Genomic DNA, 20776 nt, shown 5'->3' on the forward strand with positions numbered 1-20776 from the left:
CGTCCGGGAGGCGCCATGAGCACGCTCGTCGACCGACCGCACGCCGCCCTGCTCGTCATCGACGTGCAGAACGGCGTCGTGCAGCACGCCCATGACCGGGACCGGGTGGTCGGCAACATCGCCGCCCTCGTCGACCGGGCCCGCGCCGCCGGCGTCGAGGTGGTCTGGGTGCAGCACCGCAGCGAGGACCTGCCCACCGGCAGCGAGCAGTGGCAGTACGTGCCCGAGCTGGTGCGCCGCGACGGCGAGGCGCTGGTGCACAAAGCCTGGGGCGACTCCTTCGAGGAGACCGACCTGGAGTCGGTCCTCGCCACGCGCGGCGTCGGCCGGCTGGTCGTGACCGGCGCGCAGACCGACGCGTGCATCCGGTCCACGCTGCACGGCGCGATCACCCGCGGCTACGACGCGACGCTGGTCGCCGACGCGCACACCACCGAGGACCTCTCCGCCTACGGCGCCCCACCGCCGGAGCAGGTCATCGCCCACACCAACCTCTACTGGCGCTTCCACTCCGCGCCCGGCCGCACCGCCGGCACGCTCGACACCGCCGACGTCGACTTCGCCGCGCCGGTCCGCGCCTGACCCGGTCCGCCCCGCCGCCGCGGCTCCCTGGTGGACGCGGCGGGACCGGCGGAAAACCCGTGGCCGCTCGGAGGCGGGCGCTGGCAGGCTGCCCATCATGAGTGCACAGGCCCTCGCGGGGGCGCTCGCCGACGAGCGCCGCCGCGCCGTCTTCGCCGCGATCGTGCTCGGCGCCGCCGACATCCCCGCCGTCGTGTCCCGGACCGGGCTGTCCGCCCGGGACGCCGCCACCGCCGTCCGCCGGCTCACCGACGTCGGCGTGCTGGCCGACGACGGGACCGGGCTGCGGGTCGACGGCCAGCGGCTGCGGGACTTCGCCCGCGCCGGCGGCCCGCCCGCCCCGGCGCCGGCCGCGAACCCCCGCGAGACGATCCTGCGCACCTTCCTGCGCGACGGCACGCTGACCCGGCTGCCCGCCCAGCGGGGCCGCCGAAGGGTGCTGCTGGAGCACATCACCGAGCGCTCCTTCGAGCGGGGTGTGCGGTATCCGGAGCGGGCCGTGGACGACGCGTTGCGCCGGTGGTGCGAGGGCGGCGAGGCCGATCACGTGAGCCTGCGCCGCTACCTGGTCGACGACCTGCTGCTCACCCGCGAGCAGGGCGTCTACTGGCGACCGTGAGCGTTGACCAGGCCGGCTACGAGAACGGGGTGCTGACCCTGCGCGTCCCGATCTCCGAGCGGGCCGAGCCGCCCCGGATCGCGGTCATTGGCGGCGGGCAACGGCCGCCGCGTGATCAGCGCCTGACGGCGGCGTGCCGGGGACGATGGGCGCGCGAGGCCGTCAGGGTGCGGTCGGAGCGGGGGTGGCCGGAGACACGGCCGCCCCCGCCGGCGCCGGTGGGGCCGGCGGGTAGAGCCGGGCCAGGGCGTGCGCCGTGGCGGTGAGGCGTTCGCGCAGCTCGGCCGGCGCCAGCACCTCCACCTCGGCGCCGAGCTTCAGCAGCTCGGTGTGGGCGTGCCGCACCGACTCGATCGGCACGGTGGTCTCCAGCCAGCCGTCCGGTCCGGGCTCGCCGGCCGCCGCACGGGCCGCCCGGCTCATCTCCGGCGGGAAGACGTACGGCATGAACTCCAGCGCGGCCACGGTCAGCCGGATCCGGGCCTGGTCCCGGTAGACGTCCCGCTCGTAGCGCTCGGTCCACTCCCGCCAGTAGTCGGCCAGGTCGAAGTCGGCGGGCCGCTCGTAACGCTCGTCGCGGATCACCACGTCGAGGACCGCGCCGACCCGGTACGTGCGCAGCTGCTCGTCGCAGCGGGCCACCAGATACCACCGCCCCGCCTTGAGCACCACACCCAGCGGGGCGACCACCCGGGTCACTTCGCGCGGCGCACGCCAGCGCCGGTAGCGCATCTCCACCAGCCGGTCCTCCCACACGGCCCGGGCCAGCGCGGTCAGGTGCGGGGTGGGTTCGGGGTGCCGGAACCAGCCGGGCGCGTCCAGGTGGAACCGCTGCCGGGCCCGGCCACCCCGGTCGGCCAGTTCGTCGGGGAGCGCGGCGAGCACCTTCAGCTCGGCGGCCGCCACCACCGGCCCGAGGCCCAGGTCGGCGGCCGGACCGGGCATGCCGGCCAGGAACAGCGCCTCGGCCTCCGGCGCGGTCAGCCCGGTCAGGCGGGTCCGGTAGCCCTCCAGCAGCCGGTAGCCGCCGGCCGGGCCCCGGTCGGCGTACACCGGGACGCCGGCGGCGCCGAGCGACTCGACGTCTCGGTAAACGGTCCGGACCGACACCTCCAGGGCGTCGGCGAGCTCCTGGGCGGTCATCCGGCCCCGCGTCTGCAGGAGCAGCAGCAGGGAGACCAGGCGGCTGGCACGCACGCCGTGACGGTATCCCGGTCCGGTGGGCTGCCGGCGCGCCGGCCGGCCGAAGCCGCCCGGGTCGCCGCGGAGAGGCCGGCCGGTGGAGGCGGCGGGAGATCGTCGGGCGCGCCTCGTCGCGAATCGCCCGGCGGGCTGAGAGCCTTTCTCACATGCTGCGTCCCGAGGTGCTGCCCCGCGGGTCGGTCCCCGCCCTTGAAGGCGGGCCGACCGACTTCACCGAGGCGTGGCTGCGCAACCGGAGGCTGTCCGAGCACACCCGGGACGCGTACCGGCGGGACGTCGCCGGCTGGCTGAGCTGGTGCGCCGGCCGGGGCCTCGACCCGCTGCGGGCCAGCTTCCTCGACGTCAACGCCTACGGGCGGGAGCTGGAGTCCACGCCGTGCGGGCGGGGCGGTCGGCCGCTGACCCCGGCCACCGTGGCCCGCCGCCTGTCGGCCCTGTCGAGCTGGTACGACTTCCTGGTCAAGCTGCGGGCCCTGGAGGCCAACCCGGTCGCCGCCGCCGACCGTCCCCGGGTCGACCGGGACCACTCGGCCACGATCGGGCTCACCCCCGACGAGGTGGACGCGCTGCTGGCCGCCGCCGACGCGGACACGGGTCCGACGGCCGCCCGCAACCGGGCCGCCATCGCGCTCCTGGCCGACCTGGGGCTACGGGTCGGCGAGCTGGTCTCGCTGGACCTCGCCGACCTGGGCGCCGAGCGCGGGCACCGCAGCGTCCGGTTCGTCGGCAAGGGCGGCAAGGTCCGCCGGCGCGCGCTCACCCCCGGCACCGCGTACGCCATCGACGCCTACCTGGCGGCGCGCGCCGCGGCCGAGGGGGTGAGCGTGCCGGAGCTGACCGGTCCGCTGCTGGCCACCGCGACCGGCGGGCGGCTGGACCGGCACGCGGTGTTCCGGTTGGTGCGCCGGCTCGCCCAGGCCGCCGGGATCCCCGCCTGGGCGAAGCTGTCCCCGCACTCGCTGCGGCACGCGTTCGCCACGACGGCCCGCGCCGAGGGGGTGCCGCTGGAGGACGTGCAGGACGCCATGGGGCATGCGGACCCGCGCACCACCCGCCGCTACGACCGGGACCGGCACAACCTGGACCGTGACCCGGCGTACGCGATCTGGGCCGCCCGCGCCCGCCGGCGCGGATAACCGCTTGACGGAGTGAGTACTCACTCCGCATGCTGTCCGGCATGACCGATCCACAGCCACCCCGGCGCCGCGCCCCCGGCATGAGCCCCGACGAGCGCCGGGCCATGATCGTGCGGGCCGCACTGCCCCTGCTCGCCACGCACGGTGCGGCGGTCACCACCGCGCAGGTGGCCCGCGCCGCCGGCATCGGCGAGGCGACCGTCTTCCGTGCCTTCCCCGACAAGGACGCCCTGCTCGACGCCGCCGTCGCCGAGGCGTTGCGCCCCGACACCGCGCTCGCCGAACTGGCCGCAATCCCGCTGGACCAGCCGCTGGCCGAGAGGCTCACCGCCGCCGCCACGGCGCTGCTTGCCCACCTGGACCGGCTCGGCGCGGTGCTCGCCGTCGCCCACACCGCCGGCCGCCCCGGCCGGGCCCGCCGCGCCGCGGCCGGGGACCAGCCGCCGCCCGACGGCGCCGCCCGCCAGGAGTCGGCTACCGCCACCCGGGCGGCGGTCGCGGCCCTGTTCGCCCCGGAAGGGGATCGGCTGCGGCTGCCGGCCGACCGGCTGGCCGCCCTGTTCCTCGCCGTCCTGCTGCCCGGCCGCCCGCCACTGGCGGACGACCGGCCCACCCCGACCGAGCTGGTCGACCTGTTCCTGCACGGCGCGCTCGCGCCGGCCGCTCCGGAGGAGAGTCGATGACCGTCACCCTCAACCACACCATCGTCCCGGCCCGCGACCACCACGCCGCCGCCCGGTTCTTCGCCGACGTGATGGGTCTGCCGGTCCTGCCGCCCGCGGGCCGGCACGGCCACTTCGCCCCGGTACGGGTCAACGACCAGCTCACCATGGACTTCATGAGCGTTCCCGCGCCGGAGGGGCACCACCTGGCCTTCGACGTGGACCCGGCCACCTTCGACGCGATCCTGGCCCGGCTGCGCGCCGCCGGTGTGCCCTACGGCAGCGAGCCGGGGGAGCCGGACAACGGTCGCACCGACCATCCGTTGTGCGCCCGGGGACTGTTCTTCCGCGACGACGCGGGCAACCTCTTCGAGGTGATGTCCCCGGCCTGACCGTCGCACCCCGGCCGTAGGGTGCCGGAATGCGGCACGGGCTGGAGATCTCCTGCGGAGGCGCCTCGGTGACGGTGTCCGACCTGGTCGCGCTCGGCGAGCTGGCCGAGCGGGCCGGCTGGGACGGGGTGTTCCTGGAGGACTACCTCATCCACCACGCCGGGGACGACCCGCCGACCTGGGATCCCTGGCTGGTGCTGGCGGCGGTGGCCGGCCGCACCGACCGGGTCCGGCTGGGCACCACGGTGACCGCGCTGCCCCGGCGCCGCCCGGCCAAGCTGGCCCGCGAGGTGCTCACCCTCGACCACCTCTCCGGCGGGCGGGCCGGGGTCGCGGTGGGTGTCGGCGACCCGGCCGACCGGGGGCTCGCCGCGTTCGGCGAGCCGACCGACGTGAAGACCCGCGCCGCGATGCTCGACGAGGGCCTCGACCTGCTGGTCGGGCTGCTCGGCGGCGAGCGGGTCACGCACCGGGGCGCGCACTACCGGGCCGACGGGGTGGCGTTGCGGCCCGCGCCCGTGCAGTCGCCCCGGGTGCCGGTCTGGGTCGGCGGCAGCCTGCAGGCCGGGGCCGTGCTGCGGCGGGCCGCCCGCGCGGACGGCATCGTGCCCTACAAGCTGACCGACACGGCCGGCTGGTCCGACGTCGCTCCCGACGAGGTGCGCGACCTCGTCGCCGCGCTGCCGGCGACCCGCGCCGACGGCCAGCCGTTCGACGTGGCGATCGGTGGCCGGCGGCGGCGACCCGACGAGCGGGCCGAGCGGGCCTACCTGGCGGAGCTGGCGGCGGCCGGCGCGACGTGGTGGCTGGAGTACGTCCCGGCGGGCGATCCGGCCGCCATGCGCGCGGCGGTCGCCCGAGGTCCCCTGCGCTGACCGTTCAGCGCCCGCGCGACGGCCGCTGGCGGGCGTCGTAGTCCTGGCGGGCCTGCTCGACCCGGTCGAGGTGGCCGGCCGACCACTGCGCCAGGTGGGCGAAGAGCGGGGCCAGGCTGCTCCCCAGCTCGGTGATCTCGTATTCCACCCGGGGTGGGACCTCGGCGTGGTAGGTGCGCCGCACGAGGCCGTCGCGTTCGAGTTGCCGCAGCCGCTGGGTGAGCACCTTCGGGGTGATGGTGGCGAGCCGCCGTTCCAGCTCGACGAAGCGCTGCCGGCCGTATTCGTGCAGGGCCCAGAGGATCGGCGTGGTCCAGCGGCTGAAGACGAGGTCGACCACCGGGGCGATCGGGCAGGCCTGTTCCGGGTCACCGCCGGTCCGGGGCTGCCAGGTGGTGCTGCTCACAGTTCCTCCCGAAGCCGTTACTTTCCTCTAGGTACCTACTATACGCAGGAGATTAACGTGCTCGGTGTTCACATCTGACACCGAGAGGGGCACCTCATGATCGTGGTTACCGGCGCGACGGGGAACGTCGGACGGCCGCTGGTGCGGGCGCTGGCCGGGGCGGGTGAACCGGTGACGGCCGTGTCCCGGCGCGTCGCCGCGGCGGATCTGCCACCGGGCGTACGGGCGGTCCGCGCCGACCTGGCCGACCCGGCCGGGCTGAAGACGGCGTTCGACGGCGCCGAGGCGTTGTTCCTGCTGTTCACCGGCGGGCAGTTGACCGGCGGCGCGGACCCGGGCGCCATCCTCGACACCGCGCGGCAGGCGGGCGTACGCCGGGTGGTCCTGCTGTCCTCGCAGGGCGTCGCCACGAAGCGCCACCCACCCGAGCAGGAGGAGGCGGTCCGCGCGTCCGGGCTGGAGTGGACGGTGCTGCGGCCGGCCGGCTTCCACTCCAATGCCCTCGCCTGGGCGCCCGGGGTGCGCTCCGGGCGGATCGTGCACGCGCCCTTCGGCGACGTGGCGCTGCCGAGCGTCGACCCGGCCGACATCGCCGAGGTCGCGGCGATCGCGCTGCGCGACAGCCGCCACGCCGGCGGCACCTACGAGCTGACCGGCCCTGCGGCGGTCTCGCCCCGCGAGCGGGCGGCGGCGCTCGCGGCGGCGCTCGGCGAGCCGGTCCGGTTCGTCGAGCAGACCCCGCAGGAGGCGCGGCAGCAGCTGCTGGCGTTCATGCCGGAGCCGGTGGTGACGGCGACCCTGGGCATCCTGGGCACGCCCGCACCGGCCGAGCAGCGTGTCAGCCCGGACGTCGCGCGGCTGCTCGGCCGGGAGCCACGCGGCTTCGCCGACTGGGCGGCGCGGCACGTCGCCGACTTCCGTTGACGGCCCGCCGGCCCGCCGAACAACCCCGGCGGGCCGGCGGGGGTGGTCAGCCCTGCGGCCGGGGGCAGAGGCAGAACGGCTGGCCGATCGGGTCGAGCAGCACGGTCCACCGCTCGCCCCCCGGCTGGAACTCCGGCCGGGTCGCGCCGGCCGCCACGAGGTCCTTCTCCGCCAGGGCCACGTCGTCGACGTAGAGGTCGAGGTGGTAGCGCTTGCCGGCCGTGTCGTCCGGCCAGGCCGGCGGCGCGTACCCGGGTACCAGGCCGAAGCCGATCGAGGTTCCGTCCTTGCTGATCATGGCGTATTCGGCCTGGCTGTGGGTGACCTCCCAGCCGAGGGCGCGGGAGTAGAACGCGGCGTGGGCGGCCGGGTCGGAGCTGTCGAGGTTGACCATCGCGAGGTCGGCGTGCTCTGTCATGCCGGCAGTCTGCCGAAGGTACCTGCCATCTTCTGTCAGGTTCGTCCGGCGGATCGCCGCCGAGCGACCCGTCGGGCCGGGCCGTCACAACTTCCTGCGGACCGGCCCGCCAGTCTTTACCGTCGGTGGTGATGGGCAGGGAACGGGCGGGGAGCCGGCCGGCCCGGCGCCGCCGCCGGCCGGTACGCGCCGGTGCGCTGGTCGCCGTCCTCGGGCTGGGCACCTGTTTGGTCGGGGTGGCCGGCCTCGGCGTCTGGAACGTGCAGGTGGTGCTGCAGGCCAACGGCCCGGTCCGGGACACCGCCGAGGCGTTCTTCCGCGAGGTCGCCGCCGGGGACACCGACCAGGCGTACGACAAGCTGTGCCGGGAGGCCCGCGGGAAGTGGAGCCAGGTCGGCTTCGGCAGTTGGGTGCGCACCCCGCCGCAGGTCAGCGGCTACGAGATCGTCGACGTGGCGGTGCAGACGCGGGGCGGCCGGCCCCGCGGCACGGTGACGGTGCGGCTGACCCGCGACGGCGGCGGCAGCGAGGAGCGGGAGCTGCCGATCGTGCAGGAGGACGGGAAGTGGCGGGTCTGCGGCGACCCGTTCTGACCGCGGTCACCCCAGCTTCGGCTCGATCCAGGCCGCCGCGTCGTCGCAGGACGTGAGCCCGACGCTCTCGACCTTCAGCACCAGTCGGAGCTTGCCGGCTACCGGCACATCCACCTCGGCGACGTCCCCGAGCCCCAACTCCCGGCGGAAGGCCACCTCGCCGTCGACCAGCACGGTGAACCGGGTGCGGTAGTCGCCCGGCGCGGTGTCGGCCACGCCGGCCCGGGCCTGGAACCGGGTGAAGCCCGTGCCGAGGTTTAACGACGCCGTCTCGTCGTTGGTGGCGAAGCAGGTGGACGCGACGAGGCTCTGCTCGTACCGGTGGCCGGCGACGGTCGCGGGGCGGTGCCGCCAGCCCTCGCCGCCCTCGACGGGAGGCAGGTCGAACAGCCAGGCCCGGGACCCGGCGGGCGGCGGTGGCGCATTCGTGGTGGCGGGGCCCGGTGTCGCCGCCCCGTCCCGCGCCATGCCATCCTGCGCCACGGCGCCGGCCTGGGGATCCGGTGCGGGCCGCGCGGCGTAGCCGAAGATCGCCGCGCCGGCGACCGCGACGGCCAGGCCCAGCAGCGCGGTCCGGTCGACCGGCTGCCCCAGGCGGCGTACCAGGAGGTAACCGCCGGCCAGGACGGCGCCCGCGCTGGCCGCCAGGACGATGGGCCGGCCGCCGCCGGCGAGCAGCGCGGCCACCGCCGCCACGTCGGCGACCACGCCGACCCCGTGCGGCAGCAGGCGCGCGCGTCGGCCGTCGTCCGCTGCCGTGGTGATGACCTCGGTTCGCACGCGCCGTTTGTACCAGGCGCGCGCCCGTCAGGCGCGCGGGCCGAGGTCGCCGGAGCGGTAGTGGCGCCGGCACAGCACCTGGTAGCGCACGTCGGCGGTGTCCACGGTGTCGCCGATGACGACCTGCTCGCCTTCGCGCACCACCCGGCCCTCGACGACCCGGGCGTTGAGCCGCCCTTCGCGGCCGCACCAGCAGAGCACCTCGACCTGGATGCGGGCCACCTCGTCGGCGAGTTCGAACAGCCGCTGCGCGGCGGGGAACAGGCAGGAGCGGAAGTCGGTCGCCAGGCCGAAGGCGTACACGTCGACGTCGAAGTTGTCGACCAGGTCGGCCATCTGCTCGATGTGGGCCAGGTCGTAGAAGGACGCCTCGTCGCAGATCAGGTAGTCGACGCGGACGCCCTCGGCCCAGGCGTCGCGGACCAGGTCGCGCAGGTCCAGTTCGTCGGTCACCTCGACGGCGGAGTGGGCCAGCCCGATGCGGGTGGTGACCTGCGGGCCGAGCGAGCGGTCGATGCGGGTGGTCACCAGGCCGCGCCGGCCCTGCCGGGCGTGGTTGTAGTTCATCTGCAGCGCCATCGTGGACTTGCCGCAGTCCATCGGCCCCCAGAAGAACTTCAGCGCGGCGGCGTGCAGGGGCCGGCCGTTCACGGCGCGGGCGGCGGCGCAGCCGCCGGCACGGTCGTCGCCGGGGCCCGGAAGCGGGAGGGCCAGGCAGATCGGGGCGGCAGCGGCGTCGTCGGTCACGTCGGGGCAGCCTAGCCCATCGATCCGGAAGGATCTTGCCCGCGCACGGCGCGGGTGAACCTCACAGCACCCGGGGCGGGGTGTTGCCGGCGGCGACGATGGCCCGGCGGATCGGCACGGCGGCCAGCAGCGCGAACCCGACCACGAAGAAGATCAGCAGTGAGACCAGGCCCACCCGGTAGGAGGAGGTCAGCTGGAACACCAGGCCGAAGGCGAGCGGCCCGAGCCAGCTGGTGCCCTTGTCGCTGATCTCGTAGAAGCCGTAGTACTCGCCCTCCTTGCCGGTGGGGATGAGCTGGCTGAACAGCGACCGGCTCAGCGCCTGGCTGCCGCCGAGCACCAGGCCGATGCACCCGCCGAGCACCATGAACGGCACCGGCGCCTCGGCGGGCAGCCGGAACGCCGCGATGATCACCCCGGTCCAGAGCACCAGGGACAGCAGCACGGTCTTCCAGGCGCCGATGCGTCGGGCCAGGGCGCCCAGCGCGAGCGCGCCGCCGAAGGCCAGGAACTGCACCAGCAGGATCGTCACGATCAGCGTGCTCTGTTCCAGCTTCAGTTCCTCGGTGCCGTACTGGCTGGCCAGGGTGATGACGGTCTGGATGCCGTCGTTGTAGACCAGGAAGGCGAGCAGGAAGAACAGCGTCAGCGGGTAGGCCTTGATGTTGCGCAGGGTGTGGCCGAGCTGCCGGAACCCGTCGGTGAGCACGTTGCCGCGGCCGACCCGGGCCGCCGCGGCGGCGGCGGGGTGTTCGCGCAGCCAGCGCAGCGGCAGCAGGGTGAACGCCGCCCACCAGACGCCGGCCGAGACGATCGACCAGCGGGCCAGGTCGAGGGTGCGCTGCGGGTTGCCCTCCTCGCTGAGCAGGGTGACCGCGACGAGGTTCAGCGCGAGCAGCAGCCCGCCGCCGAGGTAGCCGATGGCCCAGCCGCGGCTGGAGATGGCGTCCCGGTCGTCGGGGCCGCCGAGCTGCGGCAGGAACGAGTTGTAGACCACAACGGCGGCGCCGAAGGAGATGTTGGCGACCAGGAACAGCGCCCCGCCGAGCAGGTAGCGGTCGCCGGTGACGAAGGCGAACGCGATGGTCGCGCCGGCGCCGGTGAACGCGGCGAGGGCGAGCAGCCGCTTCTTGTGCGCGGACCGGTCGGCGATCGCGCCGACCACGGGCAGCACGAACACGGTGAGGAACACCGACAGCGAGATCAGGTACGGGTAGAAGGAGCCCGCGGCGACCCGGATGCCCAGGGGGTGCACGACCCCGTCGCAGCTGTCCGCGCCCAGCTCGCAGCCGGCGGCCAGCTCGGTGACGGTGGTGAGGAACGGGCCGAGGAAGACCGTGATCACCGTGGTCTGGAAGGCGGAGTTCGCCCAGTCGTAGAAGTACCAGCCGGTGCGTTCCCGGCGGGTGCTGCCCGGGCGGGCGGGCTCGACGGTGGGGGCGACCGTATCGGCCATCGGGGTCCTCGAGGTTCAGGCGGCCCAGTGGCCGCGGCTGCGGTAGACGTCGCGCAGCACGCCGACGTGATCGGTCATGATGCCATCCACACCAAGATCAAGTAAGTCGTGCATCTCGGCGGGTTCGTCGATCGTCCAGACGTGCACCTGCAGGCCGATCCGGTGGCAGTAGTCGAGGAAGCGCCGGTCGACCACGGGCAGGCGTCCGTACCGGACGGGGACCTGGGCGGCGACCACCGACGGGGGCAGCCGCATGGGTCGCCCGTGCAGGGAGGCCATCCGCAGCCGGGCCACCCCGCGCATGCCGAGGCCGGTGGCGACCTTCGACCCGGCCAGCGCCCGCAGCCGGGCCAGCCGGGCGTCGCTGAACGAGGCGAGCAGCACCCGGTCGCCGGCCCCGGTGCGGGCCACCGTGTCGACGGTCGGGACGACACCGCCGTCGGCCTTGACGTCGACGTTGAAGCGGACCTCGGGCCAGGCGCCGAGGACCTCGTCGAGGCGGGGCACCACGGCGGCGCCGCCGACGCGTACCGAGGCCAGGTCGGCCCAGCGCAGGTCGGCGATGCGGCCGGGCTCGCCGGTGACCCGGCGCAGGGTGGTGTCGTGGAAGATCACCGGTACGCCGTCGGCGGTGGCGTGCACGTCGGTCTCCACGTAGCGGTAGCCCAGGGCGATGGCGCGGGCGAACGCGGCGGCGGTGTTCTCGTCGCCCTCGGCCGCGCCGCCGCGGTGGGCGAAGGCCAGTGGCGCGGGGGCGTCGAGGTAGCCGTGACGGGGCTGCACGCCGGAAGTATGCCGGGCGTGGGTGGCGTACGGGTGACCGGCTGGGGTCGGGGTAACAAAGTTCCCTATCGCGCCCTGTTAGCGCTAGCATGGGGAACGATGGGGAATGGCATGTACTCGGTCGAGCAGGTGGCGGAGCTGCTCGGGCTGCACGTGCGCACCGTGCGCGGCTACATCCGCGACGGCCGGCTGCGCGCCGTGCGGATCGGCAAGCAGTACCGGATCGCCCGCGCCGACCTGGACGCGCTGACCGGCCGGCCCGCCCCGGCGGCCGGGCCGCCCGCGGTGGAGGTGTCGAGCATCGTGCAGGTCGACGGGGTCGACCGGGCCGCGGCCGACCGCCTGGCCACGCTGGTGCTGGCCGGTGTCAACACCCACCACGACCCCGCCCGCCCGCTGCGCGTGCAGACCGTCCACGACGAGGAACGCCACCGTATGAAGATCGTGATCCTGGGCGACGCCGCCGCCACCGCCGACCTGCTGCGCCTGGTCGACGCCGTGCTGACCGGCGACAACGACCTGCTCATCGGGACGGAGACCGGCGATGCCTGACGTGCTGGAGGAGCGGGCCGGGGTGCCGGTGCTGGTCTGCGACCCGGCCGGCCCACCGGTGGCCACCACCGAGGCGGCCCTGGACCTGATCGGCGCGGCCTTCGGCGGCGCCGAGGTGGTCGCCGTGCCCGCCGGCAGGCTCGACCCGAGCTTCTTCTCCCTGGGCACCCGCTTCGCCGGGGACGTCATGCAGAAGTTCGTCAACTACCGGATGCGGCTGGTCGTCGTCGGCGACATCTCCGCGCACGTGGCGGCCAGCGGCGCGCTGCGGGCCCTGGTGGCCGAGTCCAACCGCCACGACCACATCTGGTTCGTGCCGGACCTGGCCGCGCTGGACGCCCGACTGGCCGCCGCCGGCTGAGCCTCAGCGCACCCACCCGGAGGTCAGCGCGGTCACCCCGAGCCCGTCGGGGTCGGCCAGCTTGACCCCGACGAACTGCCGGGCGGCCGCGGAGGTCTGCACCCGGGGCGCCGGCTCCGGGTCGATGAGCGTCGCCACCACCGCGGCGGCGGCGTCCGCGGGCGACTGGGCGGCGGCGAACGCGGCGGCGGTGCGGTCCAGGTACGCGCGCAGCGCCGGCCCGTACACGCCGGCGGCGGCCACCGCGGCCTCGGCGTCGAGGCCGACGTTGGTGACGAACTCGCTGGCCACGGCGCCCGGCTCGATCACGGTGACGCTGACCCCGAGGGTGGCGGCGACCGGGGCGAGGCTCTCCATGAAGCCCTCGACGGCGAACTTCGCGGCGCAGTACGCCTCGTTGAACGGCTGCCCGATGACCCCGCCGACGCTGGTCACGGTGATCAGCCGTCCCCGGGTGGCGCGCAGGTGCGGCAGCGCGGCCCGGGTGACGTGCAGGACGCCGAAGAAGTTGACCTCCATGACGGCCCGGACGACGTCGACGGTCTCCCGTTCGAGGGTGCCGACGTGCCCGGCACCGGCGTTGTTGATCACCGCGTCGAGCCGCCCGTGCCGGGCGACCACCTCGGCCACGCAGGCGGCCGCCTCGGCCTGGTCGACGACGTCGAGCCGGCGTACCTCCAGCAAATCGCCGACCCCGGCGGCGTCGGCGGCCGCGCGCAGCCGGTCGGCGCGGGCGGGATCGCGCAGGGTGGCGACGGTGCGCCACCCGGCGCGGGCCGCGCCCACGGCGGTCTCCAGGCCGATGCCGGTGGACGTGCCGGTGATCAGGACCGTCGGTGCGCTCATCCCCGCCTCCGCCGTCGGCTGCCGCCTTCCGCTCGCAGGGTCGCACCGGGCGGCGGGTCGGCGCAGCGGAACGCCCGACGTGAGCGTGTCAGCCCGGCTGCCGGCTCGGGCTGACCCCGGCGTCGCGGGTCTGCGGCGGCGGGTACGGCTGCTCGGCCAGCAGCCGCGCCAGGTGCGCGCTGTTGAGCGCCAACGCCGAGGTGGTACGGCCGGTGGTGTCCGGTTTGGGGCGGGCATCGATGTAGTCGGTCGTGTGCAGCGCCTCACCGACCCAGTAGGTGGCTCCGGCGGCGGGGCAGGTGAAGCCGACCTCGTTGAGCGCCTGCTGCACCTGGCCGATGGTGTGGTGCGCGCCGTCCTCGTTGCCGACCACGGCGACGCCGGCCACCTTGCCGTACGTGCGCAGCCGGCCCTCGGGGTCGGTCTCGGACAGCTCGGCGTCCAGCCGTTCCAGGACCATCTTGCAGACCGCCGACGGCTGGCCCAGCCAGATCGGGGTGGCGAGCACCAGGATCTGCGCGGCGAGGAGCTTCGCGCGGATGGCCGGCCACCCGTCCCCGTGACCCTCGTCCGTGGAAACCCCGAAGCGCACGGAGTGGTCGACGACCCGGACCATCTCCCCGGAGACCCCCTGGCCGGCCAGCGCGTCGAGCACCTCCTGACCGAGCACCCCCGAGCTGGACGGGGCGGGGGACGGCTTCAGCGTGCAGTTGAGCACCAGGGCCCGGATGGACGCCACGGTCGTTTCCTCTCAGCCGGCTGGGGTGACCGTGTCGCATACCCCGGCCGGTGGCCGGCGAAGCCTGCCCGGTCAGCGCGCCGGGCGGGGGCGGTGCGTCCGGGTGGTCTCGGTGGGCCGGCCGGGATCGACGTGGCGGGGCCGGTCCGGCTCGTCGGGACGCAGCGGCGCGAGGTCGTCGGTGATCGCGTCGATGATCCGGTCGGTGGCCCGCCGGGCCGCGCCCGGGGTGCCGGGGTGCAGGTCACGCAGCAGCACCGGGGCGCCGAAGCGCACCCGGATGACCGGCCGCCGCAGCACCGCCCGCGCGAGGCCGCGCAGCATGCCCTTCGGCGCCCGGTAGGGCAGCACCTCGTGCGAGCCCCACTGGGCGACCGGGACGACGGGAGCGCCGCTGGCGAAGGCGAGCCGGGCGGCGCCGGTCTTGCCCCGTTCGGGCCACATGCCGGGGTCCAGGCCGATGCGTCCCTCCGGGTAGACCAGCACCACCGAGCCGCCGGCCACCGCGCCGGCGGCCATCTCCAGCGAGTGGTGCACGGAGCTGGTGCCGCGGTCGACGCGGATGTGCCCGGCGCGGCGCATCAGCGACCCGATCACCGGGGCGCGGAACAGCCCGCCGGTGGCCATGATCCGCGGGCGGATGCCGCGGACCTGGCAGGCCGCGGCGAGCACCACGGGGTCGAAGGGGCTGATGTGGTTGGCGGCCAGGATCAGCGGCCCGTGCCGCAGGTCCTCCGGCACGTCGCCGGTGACCTCGAGGCGGCCGAGCAGGCCGACGAGGGCGCGGGCGGCCAGTTGCGCGGCGCGCCACAGCAGGGGCGCCCGCCAGTGGGTGGTCGGGGTGTCCATCAGTGCTGGATGGTCGCACGCGCCGGGGTGAGCGAGGCGACCGATCCCGGGTACGCCCCGGCGGCCGGTGTCCTCCACGGCGGCGGAGGACACCGGCCGGCCGCGCTATTCGGCGTAGGGCTGGTTCTCGCCCTGGGCGCTGTAGCCGAGGCTCCAGATGTAGCCGTCCGGGTCGGCGAAGGTGCCGCCGTACCCGCCCCAGGGCAGGGGACCGGCGGGCTTGAGGATCGTGGCGCCGGCCTTCTCGGCCTCCGCCATGACCTCGTCGATCCGCCCCTCGCTGCGGACCACGTAGGTGAGGACCAGGCCGCTGAAGCCGCCGCCCTCGGGGCTGGCGCCCACCTGCTCGGCCAGGCCGTCGCGGCCGTAGAAGCCGACGGGCGAGCCGCCGTCCGGCGCGAAGAACACCGAGACGCCGTAGTCCTGCGCGATCTTCCAGCCGAGACCCTCGGTGTAGAACCGCTTGGCGCGCTCCATGTCCTTGACGCCGAGGAGGATCGAGCTGACGTGGGCCTTCATGCGTTGTCCCCTTCTCCGTACCTGCTGATCAGGTGCACGCCGGTCACGCTACGGAGCGGCCGCGGGCCGGCGCTTCTTGAATCCTGACCGGTTTCCCGGGGTGATCAGGGTCATTGGTCCCGGGCCGGATCGGGCCCTGTGGCCCTGCACGTCCTGCTACGACGCCGAGTAGTATTTACTACGTCTCGTAGTATGCACAGCTGGGGGTTTCAGGTGGACGCGTTGGACGTCGCCCGCTGGCAGTTCGGTGTCACCACCGTCTACCACTTTCTCTTCGTGCCCTTGACCATCGGCCTGTCCGTGCTGGTGGCCATCCTGCAGACCCTGTGGCACCGCACCGGCAACGAGCGGTACCTCAAGCTCACCAAGTTCTACGGCAAGCTCTTCCTCATCAACTTCGCGATGGGCGTGGTCACCGGCATCGTCCAGGAGTTCCAGTTCGGCATGAACTGGTCGGACTACTCGCGCTTCGTCGGCGACATCTTCGGCGCGCCCCTGGCGATCGAGGCCCTCGTCGCGTTCTTCCTGGAGTCCACCTTCATCGGCCTGTGGATCTTCGGCTGGGACCGGCTGCCCAAGCGGTTGCACCTGGCCGCCATCTGGGCCGCGGCGATCGGCACCAACCTGTCCGCCTACTTCATCCTCGCCGCGAACTCGTTCATGCAGAACCCGGTCGGCTACCGGATCAACCCGGACACCGGCCGTGCCGAGCTGACCGACTTCGTCGCGGTGCTCACCAACAAGGTCGCCCTGATCACGTTTCCGCACACCCTGTCCGGCGCGTTCCTGGTCGCCGGGTCCCTGATCGTGGCCGTCGGGCTGTGGCACGTCATCCGCGGCTCCGGCGCCGACACCGACGCCTACCGTTTCGCCACGAAGTTCGGCTCCTGGGTGGTGCTCGTCTCCGCGGCGCTGGTGCTGTTCACCGGGGACATCCAGGGCAAGATCATGACCCAGGTGCAGCCGATGAAGATGGCCGCCGCCGAGGGCCTCTACACCACCGAGAGCCCCGCCTCGTTCTCCGTGCTCACCGTGGGCAGCCTCGACGGCAGCCGGGAGATCTTCGCCCTGAAGATCCCGTACCTGCTGTCCTACCTGGGCACCGGCGACCCGAACGGCACCGTGCACGGCATCAACGACCTCCAGGCCCAGTACGCCAGCCAGTACGGCGCCGGCAGCTACACCCCGATCATCCCGGTCACCTACTGGAGCTTCCGCTTCATGATCGCGCTCGGGATGGCCGCCGCCGCGATCGCCCTGATCGTCCTCTGGACCCACCGCAAGGGGCGCACCCCGTCGAGCCGCTGGCTGCTGCGCGCCGGCCTGGTCATGCCGGCCCTGCCGCTGCTGGCCAACTCCTTCGGCTGGATCTTCACCGAGATGGGCCGCCAGCCGTGGATCGTCTTCGGCGAGATGCTCACCCGCAACGGCGTGTCCCGCAGCGTCTCGCTGACCGAGGTGCTCACCTCGTTCACCGCCTTCACCCTGATCTACGCCACCCTCGCGGTGATCGAGTTCAAGCTGCTGGTCAGCTACGCGAAGGCCGGCGTGCCCGACGTCACCCCGCAGCCCGCCGAGGACGACACCGACGACGCCGAGCGCCCGCTGGCGTTCGCCTACTGACCCCGGAGCCCACCGTGGAACTCACGACCATCTGGTTTCTCCTCGTCGCCGTGCTCTTCACCGGCTACTTCGTCCTCGAAGGCTTCGACTTCGGCGTCGGCATGCTGCTGCCCGTGCTCGGCCGCGACGACCGGGAACGCCGCGTCCTGATCAACACCATCGGCCCAGTCTGGGACGGCAACGAGGTCTGGCTGATCACCGCCGGCGGCGCCATGTTCGCCGCCTTCCCCGAGTGGTACGCCACCCTCTTCTCCGGCTTCTACCTGCCGCTGCTGCTGATCCTGCTCGCCCTCATCGCCCGCGGGGTGGCCTTCGAGTACCGGCACAAGCGCCCCGAGGCGGCCTGGAAGCGCCGCTGGGACCGGGCCATCTTCTGGGGTTCGGCCCTGCCCGCGGTGCTGTGGGGCGTCGCCTTCGCGAACATCCTGCGCGGCGTGCCGCTGAGCGCCGACCACGAGTACGCCGGCGGCCTGCTCGACCTGCTGCACCCGTACGCGCTGCTCGGCGGGGTGACCACCCTGGGCCTGTTCCTCACCCACGGGGCGGTGTTCCTCGCCCTGAAGACCGCCGGCGACATCCGGGAGCGGGCCGGCGCGCTGGCCGTCAAGCTCGGTGTCGGCACCGCCGTGGTGGCGGTGGTCTTCCTGGCCTGGACGCTGAGCATCCGCTCCAGCGCGGCCGCCGTCGTGCTCGCCGTCGGCGCCGCCCTCGCCCTGCTCGCCGGTGTCGCCGCCGCCCGGGTGCGCCGGGAGGGCTGGGCGTTCACCGGCACGGCCGTGGCCATCGCCCTGGCCGTGGCGACCCTGTTCGCCGCGCTGTTCCCGAACGTGCTGCCGTCCACCCTGGACGCCGCCGGCACGCTGACGGCGACCAACGCGGCCTCCACCCCCTACACCCTGAAGATCATGACCTGGGTGGCCGTGGTGTTCACCCCGATCGTGCTGGCCTACCAGGGCTGGACCTACTGGGTGTTCCGCAAGCGGATCGGGGTACAGAACATCCCGCAACACTGAGAGACCTGTGGGCGCGGGTGACGCCGGGGCCGGTGCGAGGGGGTCGCACCGGCCCCGCGGGGCGTCTCACACCAGGTCGATCCGCTCCCACTCGACCGGGTAGCCGGCGCGGGCGAAGGTGGCCGCCATCGGTGTGTTGCCCTGGTCGGTGGCGGCGCCACGATCCGCGCAGCGGCGCCGCGCGCAGCAGCTCCACGGCCGCCTGCGCGTCGGTGAAGTCGAACCAGTCCAGGGCACGCCCCGCGCCCCGGCCGGGGCGTCTACCCGGCCGGGGCGCGGGGTGCGGCTCAGCGGGCCTCGCGCAGCTCCGCCAGCCGCGCCTCGATCTCGGCCAGCTCGGCGCGCAGCTTCTCCGCCTGCTGCTCCGCCTCGGCCCGCTCGGCGGCGAGGATCTGCTCCACCGCCTCCTGCACGCCGGGCACGTCGACCAGCGCCACCATCCGCAGCGCCTCGGCCGGCTTCACCACGTACGGCTTCGCGAGGGCCTTCGTGCCCTGCTGCGCCGCCACCGTCCACTCGCCCTCGGCGTAGGCCAGGGTCACCGTCAACCCGGCCGGGTTCTTCGGCTTGACCGCCTTCACGGCCCGCCGCGCCGGCTTCGGCTCCGCCTGCTGCTCCACCCTCGGCTCCTCCCGCCGCGGCGCCGGCACCGGCGGCGCGTCCAACACGAACTCCGGCTCCGCCGGCGCCGCCTCGGCCGGGGGCTCCGGCTTCGGCTCCGCCGGCCGCCGCCCGGCCCCCTTCGGCGCGATCGCCACGTCGGTGGGGGAGAAGGGCAGCTCGTCGCGGCCGAACCGCACCACCACGAACTCCTCGGACACCTCCGGGTCGGTCAGCTCCACCACCTGCCCGAGCTGGCCCGATATCTGCCCGGCCGCCGCCGTGAACACCACCCTGGGCCTGCGGCCGGCCGCCAGCGCCTCCCGGATGCCCTGTACCTCGTCAGTGGACAAACCCTGGCCCGCCATCACAGCCCTCTTCCGTACCCGTGTCTGATGCCTGCCTTGATACCAGCCGGCACCGACACCCGGAAGATCAACCCCCGGCGGTCCAGACGGCCGACACCTCCTCGGCCACCGCGGCGGCCTGCGCGAACCCGGCCCGCGCCGACGCGGCCCGCCGCGCCGGGTCCAGCACGTTGCGCCCGATCGCCGCCCGCGCCGCCCGGTCCGGCGACACCACCGCCACCTCCGCGCCCGCCGACCGCAACTGCGCCACCTGCGCCGACAGCCGCGGCATCGGCCCGAACCCGGCCCGCGTCGGCGCCAGCACGACCACCGCCCGCGCGCCGGCGGCCAGGTCCGCGTTCACCGGCGAGCGCACCCCACCGTCGACGTACCGCCGGCCGCCGATGGTCACCGGCGGCCACACCCCCGGCACGGCGCAGCTGGCCCCCACCGCGTCCGTCAGCGGCACCCGCGCGTCGGCGTCGAAGACCACGAACTCGCCGGAGGCCGCGTCCACGGCCGTCACCAGCAGCCGCCGCGCCGGCCAGTCCCGCGCGGGCAACCGCGCCGCGATGACCGCCCGCCGCGACTCCTCGGACGGGGTACGTGCCGCCAGGGCCATCGCGCCGACCCGGGCCCGCGCCCGCACCTCGTCGCGGCCGCGCGCGCCCGCCCACGCCCAGCGGGCCAGCACCGCGACCCCCAGCCGGGCCGGCAGCTCGCCCCGGGCCGGGCGCAGCTGCGCCGCGTACAGGTCCTCGACCGGTGTGCCGGAGCACACCTGCGCGCCGACCACCGAGCCGGCCGAGGTGCCGACCACCAGCTCCGCCGCGGTCAGGTCCAGCCCGCGCGCCGCGAGCCCGGCCAGCAGCCCCAACTCCCAGGCCACGCCGGTCACCCCGCCGCCACCCAGCACCAATGCCCGCGTCATGTGTGACCGTCCTCTCCACCGGGACCCGCGCCGATCACGGTAACGTCACCGGCACCGCCAGGGCAGGGGAGAGAACATTGACCTCCGTCACCATCGTCACGGGTGGGGGGCGCGGTATCGGCGCGGCCACCGTCCGCCGTCTCGCCGCCGCCGGCCACGACGTGGTCATCGGCTACCGCAGCGATCACGCCGCCGCCGACGCGGTCCTCGCCGACGTGCGCGCCGCCGGTCGCCGCGGTGTGGCCGTCGCCGCCGACACCGCCGACCCCGAGCAGGTCCACCGGCTCTTCGACGCGGCCGCGACGCTGGGCCCGCTCACCGGCCTGGTCAACAACGCCGGGATCACCAGCCCGATCGGGCCCTTCGCCGACCTGCGCGTCGAGGACCTGCGCCAGGTCGTCGACGTCAACCTCGTCGGGTACGTCCTCTGCGCCCAGCAGGCCGCCCGCCGGATGGCCCGCGGCGGCGCCATCGTCAACGTCTCGTCCGCCGCGGCGACCCTCGGCAGCCCCGGCGAGTACATCCACTACGCCGCGGTCAAGGCGGCCACCGACACCCTCACCGTCGGGCTGGCCAAGGAGCTCGCGCCGCAGGGCATCCGGGTCAACGCCGTCGCCCCCGGCATCATCCGCACCGACATCCACGCCCTGTCCGGCGCGCCCGACCGCCCCGACACCGCGGCGGGCCGCGTCCCGCTGGGCCGCGCCGGCGAACCCGACGAGGTCGCCGGCGCCGTGGCGTTCCTCCTCGGCCCCGACGCCTCCTACACCACCGGCGCCGTCCTGCGCATCGCCGGCGGCCTCTGACACCACGGCGGCCC

At 74.7% G+C, this 20776-nt stretch carries 27 protein-coding genes; 13 read left to right on the forward strand and 14 right to left on the reverse strand.

Features of this window, described 5'->3' with window-relative positions; all coding sequences use genetic code 11:
- Positions 1–15: 15 nt before the first annotated feature.
- Together NFX44_RS15135 and NFX44_RS15140 are read left to right on the forward strand one after the other, a co-directional pair.
- Positions 16–582, forward strand: a complete 567-nt coding sequence (locus tag NFX44_RS15135) for an isochorismatase family protein (protein ID WP_262284178.1) — start codon at positions 16–18, stop codon at positions 580–582.
- A gap of 97 nt (positions 583–679) precedes the next feature.
- Positions 680–1201 (forward strand): DUF2087 domain-containing protein, encoded by a 522-nt coding sequence (locus tag NFX44_RS15140; protein WP_262284179.1) that lies wholly within the window; start codon positions 680–682, stop codon positions 1199–1201.
- Between the two features lie 162 nt (positions 1202–1363).
- Here NFX44_RS15140 and NFX44_RS15145 read toward each other — a convergent pair whose 3' ends face one another.
- A complete protein-coding gene (locus NFX44_RS15145; RefSeq protein ID WP_262284180.1) occupies positions 1364–2398 on the reverse strand; it encodes a YafY family protein in 1035 nt (344 codons plus the stop codon).
- A 152-nt stretch (positions 2399–2550) separates the two neighbouring features.
- Between NFX44_RS15145 and NFX44_RS15150 the strand changes: the two genes are divergently transcribed.
- Genes NFX44_RS15150 through NFX44_RS15165 form a run of 4 tightly spaced genes read left to right on the forward strand, consistent with a single transcriptional unit; the run spans position 2551 to position 5469 of the window.
- Complete coding sequence (locus NFX44_RS15150; protein WP_262284181.1) at positions 2551–3540, forward strand: tyrosine-type recombinase/integrase; 990 nt, start codon at positions 2551–2553, stop codon at positions 3538–3540.
- Positions 3541–3581: 41 nt separating this feature from the next.
- The gene (locus NFX44_RS15155) at positions 3582–4223 is read left to right on the forward strand and encodes a TetR/AcrR family transcriptional regulator (RefSeq protein WP_262284182.1); all 642 of its coding nucleotides are present in this window, start codon (positions 3582–3584) and stop codon (positions 4221–4223) included.
- Positions 4220–4594 carry a VOC family protein gene (locus tag NFX44_RS15160; protein WP_262284183.1) on the forward strand — a complete coding sequence of 125 codons (375 nt, stop codon included), beginning with the start codon at positions 4220–4222 and terminating at the stop codon, positions 4592–4594. Before NFX44_RS15155 ends, NFX44_RS15160 begins: the two co-directional genes overlap by 4 nt.
- A gap of 29 nt (positions 4595–4623) precedes the next feature.
- On the forward strand, positions 4624–5469 hold the full coding sequence (locus tag NFX44_RS15165) for an LLM class flavin-dependent oxidoreductase (protein WP_262284184.1): 846 nt from the start codon (positions 4624–4626) through the stop codon (positions 5467–5469).
- 4 nt (positions 5470–5473) lie between these two features.
- Here the strand turns inward: NFX44_RS15165 and NFX44_RS15170 are convergent, their stop codons facing one another.
- Positions 5474–5875 (reverse strand): helix-turn-helix domain-containing protein, encoded by a 402-nt coding sequence (locus NFX44_RS15170; protein ID WP_262284185.1) that lies wholly within the window; start codon positions 5873–5875, stop codon positions 5474–5476.
- Between the two features lie 96 nt (positions 5876–5971).
- Between NFX44_RS15170 and NFX44_RS15175 the strand changes: the two genes are divergently transcribed.
- On the forward strand, positions 5972–6799 hold the full coding sequence (locus NFX44_RS15175; protein ID WP_262284186.1) for an SDR family oxidoreductase: 828 nt from the start codon (positions 5972–5974) through the stop codon (positions 6797–6799).
- 46 nt (positions 6800–6845) lie between these two features.
- Here NFX44_RS15175 and NFX44_RS15180 read toward each other — a convergent pair whose 3' ends face one another.
- Positions 6846–7217 carry a VOC family protein gene (locus NFX44_RS15180; RefSeq protein WP_262284187.1) on the reverse strand — a complete coding sequence of 124 codons (372 nt, stop codon included), beginning with the start codon at positions 7215–7217 and terminating at the stop codon, positions 6846–6848.
- A 131-nt stretch (positions 7218–7348) separates the two neighbouring features.
- On the opposite strand from NFX44_RS15180, the gene NFX44_RS15185 reads away from it, so the two are divergent.
- Complete coding sequence (locus NFX44_RS15185; RefSeq protein ID WP_262284188.1) at positions 7349–7810, forward strand: hypothetical protein; 462 nt, start codon at positions 7349–7351, stop codon at positions 7808–7810.
- A 6-nt stretch (positions 7811–7816) separates the two neighbouring features.
- Here NFX44_RS15185 and NFX44_RS15190 read toward each other — a convergent pair whose 3' ends face one another.
- The 4 genes from NFX44_RS15190 to NFX44_RS15205 all read right to left on the reverse strand — a co-directional run bounded on the left by NFX44_RS15190 (position 7817) and on the right by NFX44_RS15205 (position 11576).
- Positions 7817–8590 carry an NPCBM/NEW2 domain-containing protein gene (locus tag NFX44_RS15190; protein WP_262284189.1) on the reverse strand — a complete coding sequence of 258 codons (774 nt, stop codon included), beginning with the start codon at positions 8588–8590 and terminating at the stop codon, positions 7817–7819.
- A gap of 27 nt (positions 8591–8617) precedes the next feature.
- Complete coding sequence (locus NFX44_RS15195) at positions 8618–9241, reverse strand: thymidine kinase (RefSeq protein ID WP_262284294.1); 624 nt, start codon at positions 9239–9241, stop codon at positions 8618–8620.
- Positions 9242–9398: 157 nt separating this feature from the next.
- A complete protein-coding gene (locus NFX44_RS15200) occupies positions 9399–10793 on the reverse strand; it encodes an MFS transporter (protein WP_262284190.1) in 1395 nt (464 codons plus the stop codon).
- 15 nt (positions 10794–10808) lie between these two features.
- Entirely contained in the window at positions 10809–11576 is a 768-nt protein-coding gene (locus NFX44_RS15205; protein WP_262284191.1) for a glycerophosphodiester phosphodiesterase family protein, read from the reverse strand.
- A gap of 99 nt (positions 11577–11675) precedes the next feature.
- Here NFX44_RS15205 and NFX44_RS15210 point away from each other — a divergent pair, with 99 nt between their 5' ends.
- Positions 11676–12128 carry a helix-turn-helix domain-containing protein gene (locus NFX44_RS15210; protein WP_262284192.1) on the forward strand — a complete coding sequence of 151 codons (453 nt, stop codon included), beginning with the start codon at positions 11676–11678 and terminating at the stop codon, positions 12126–12128.
- Positions 12121–12489 (forward strand): DUF4180 domain-containing protein, encoded by a 369-nt coding sequence (locus NFX44_RS15215; protein WP_262284193.1) that lies wholly within the window; start codon positions 12121–12123, stop codon positions 12487–12489. Before NFX44_RS15210 ends, NFX44_RS15215 begins: the two co-directional genes overlap by 8 nt.
- Before the next feature lie 3 nt (positions 12490–12492).
- Here the strand turns inward: NFX44_RS15215 and NFX44_RS15220 are convergent, their stop codons facing one another.
- From NFX44_RS15220 to NFX44_RS15235, 4 genes are all read right to left on the reverse strand, one after another.
- The gene (locus NFX44_RS15220; RefSeq protein WP_262284194.1) at positions 12493–13335 is read right to left on the reverse strand and encodes an SDR family NAD(P)-dependent oxidoreductase; all 843 of its coding nucleotides are present in this window, start codon (positions 13333–13335) and stop codon (positions 12493–12495) included.
- A gap of 88 nt (positions 13336–13423) precedes the next feature.
- The gene (locus tag NFX44_RS15225; RefSeq protein ID WP_262284195.1) at positions 13424–14074 is read right to left on the reverse strand and encodes a flavodoxin family protein; all 651 of its coding nucleotides are present in this window, start codon (positions 14072–14074) and stop codon (positions 13424–13426) included.
- 72 nt (positions 14075–14146) lie between these two features.
- Positions 14147–14923, reverse strand: coding sequence for a 1-acyl-sn-glycerol-3-phosphate acyltransferase (locus NFX44_RS15230; protein WP_262284196.1), 777 nt, complete (start codon positions 14921–14923; stop codon positions 14147–14149).
- A 105-nt stretch (positions 14924–15028) separates the two neighbouring features.
- Positions 15029–15442, reverse strand: a complete 414-nt coding sequence (locus tag NFX44_RS15235; protein WP_262284197.1) for a VOC family protein — start codon at positions 15440–15442, stop codon at positions 15029–15031.
- Between the two features lie 213 nt (positions 15443–15655).
- Between NFX44_RS15235 and NFX44_RS15240 the strand changes: the two genes are divergently transcribed.
- Together NFX44_RS15240 and cydB are read left to right on the forward strand one after the other, a co-directional pair.
- On the forward strand, positions 15656–17065 hold the full coding sequence (locus NFX44_RS15240) for a cytochrome ubiquinol oxidase subunit I (protein WP_262284198.1): 1410 nt from the start codon (positions 15656–15658) through the stop codon (positions 17063–17065).
- A 14-nt stretch (positions 17066–17079) separates the two neighbouring features.
- Positions 17080–18078, forward strand: a complete 999-nt coding sequence (gene cydB / locus NFX44_RS15245; RefSeq protein ID WP_262284199.1) for a cytochrome d ubiquinol oxidase subunit II — start codon at positions 17080–17082, stop codon at positions 18076–18078.
- Between the two features lie 66 nt (positions 18079–18144).
- On the opposite strand, the gene NFX44_RS15250 is transcribed toward cydB, so the two are convergent.
- The 3 genes from NFX44_RS15250 to NFX44_RS15260 form a co-directional block, all read right to left on the reverse strand.
- On the reverse strand, positions 18145–18315 hold the full coding sequence (locus NFX44_RS15250) for a hypothetical protein (protein ID WP_262284200.1): 171 nt from the start codon (positions 18313–18315) through the stop codon (positions 18145–18147).
- A 50-nt stretch (positions 18316–18365) separates the two neighbouring features.
- Complete coding sequence (locus NFX44_RS15255; protein ID WP_262284201.1) at positions 18366–19046, reverse strand: hypothetical protein; 681 nt, start codon at positions 19044–19046, stop codon at positions 18366–18368.
- A gap of 67 nt (positions 19047–19113) precedes the next feature.
- Positions 19114–19956 carry a patatin-like phospholipase family protein gene (locus NFX44_RS15260; protein ID WP_262284202.1) on the reverse strand — a complete coding sequence of 281 codons (843 nt, stop codon included), beginning with the start codon at positions 19954–19956 and terminating at the stop codon, positions 19114–19116.
- 77 nt (positions 19957–20033) lie between these two features.
- Between NFX44_RS15260 and NFX44_RS15265 the strand changes: the two genes are divergently transcribed.
- On the forward strand, positions 20034–20762 hold the full coding sequence (locus NFX44_RS15265) for an SDR family NAD(P)-dependent oxidoreductase (protein ID WP_262284203.1): 729 nt from the start codon (positions 20034–20036) through the stop codon (positions 20760–20762).
- Positions 20763–20776 lie beyond the last annotated feature (14 nt).

It is taken from the genome of Micromonospora sp. MA102, from assembly GCF_025460765.1.
Lineage (GTDB): Bacteria > Actinomycetota > Actinomycetes > Mycobacteriales > Micromonosporaceae > Micromonospora > Micromonospora halotolerans.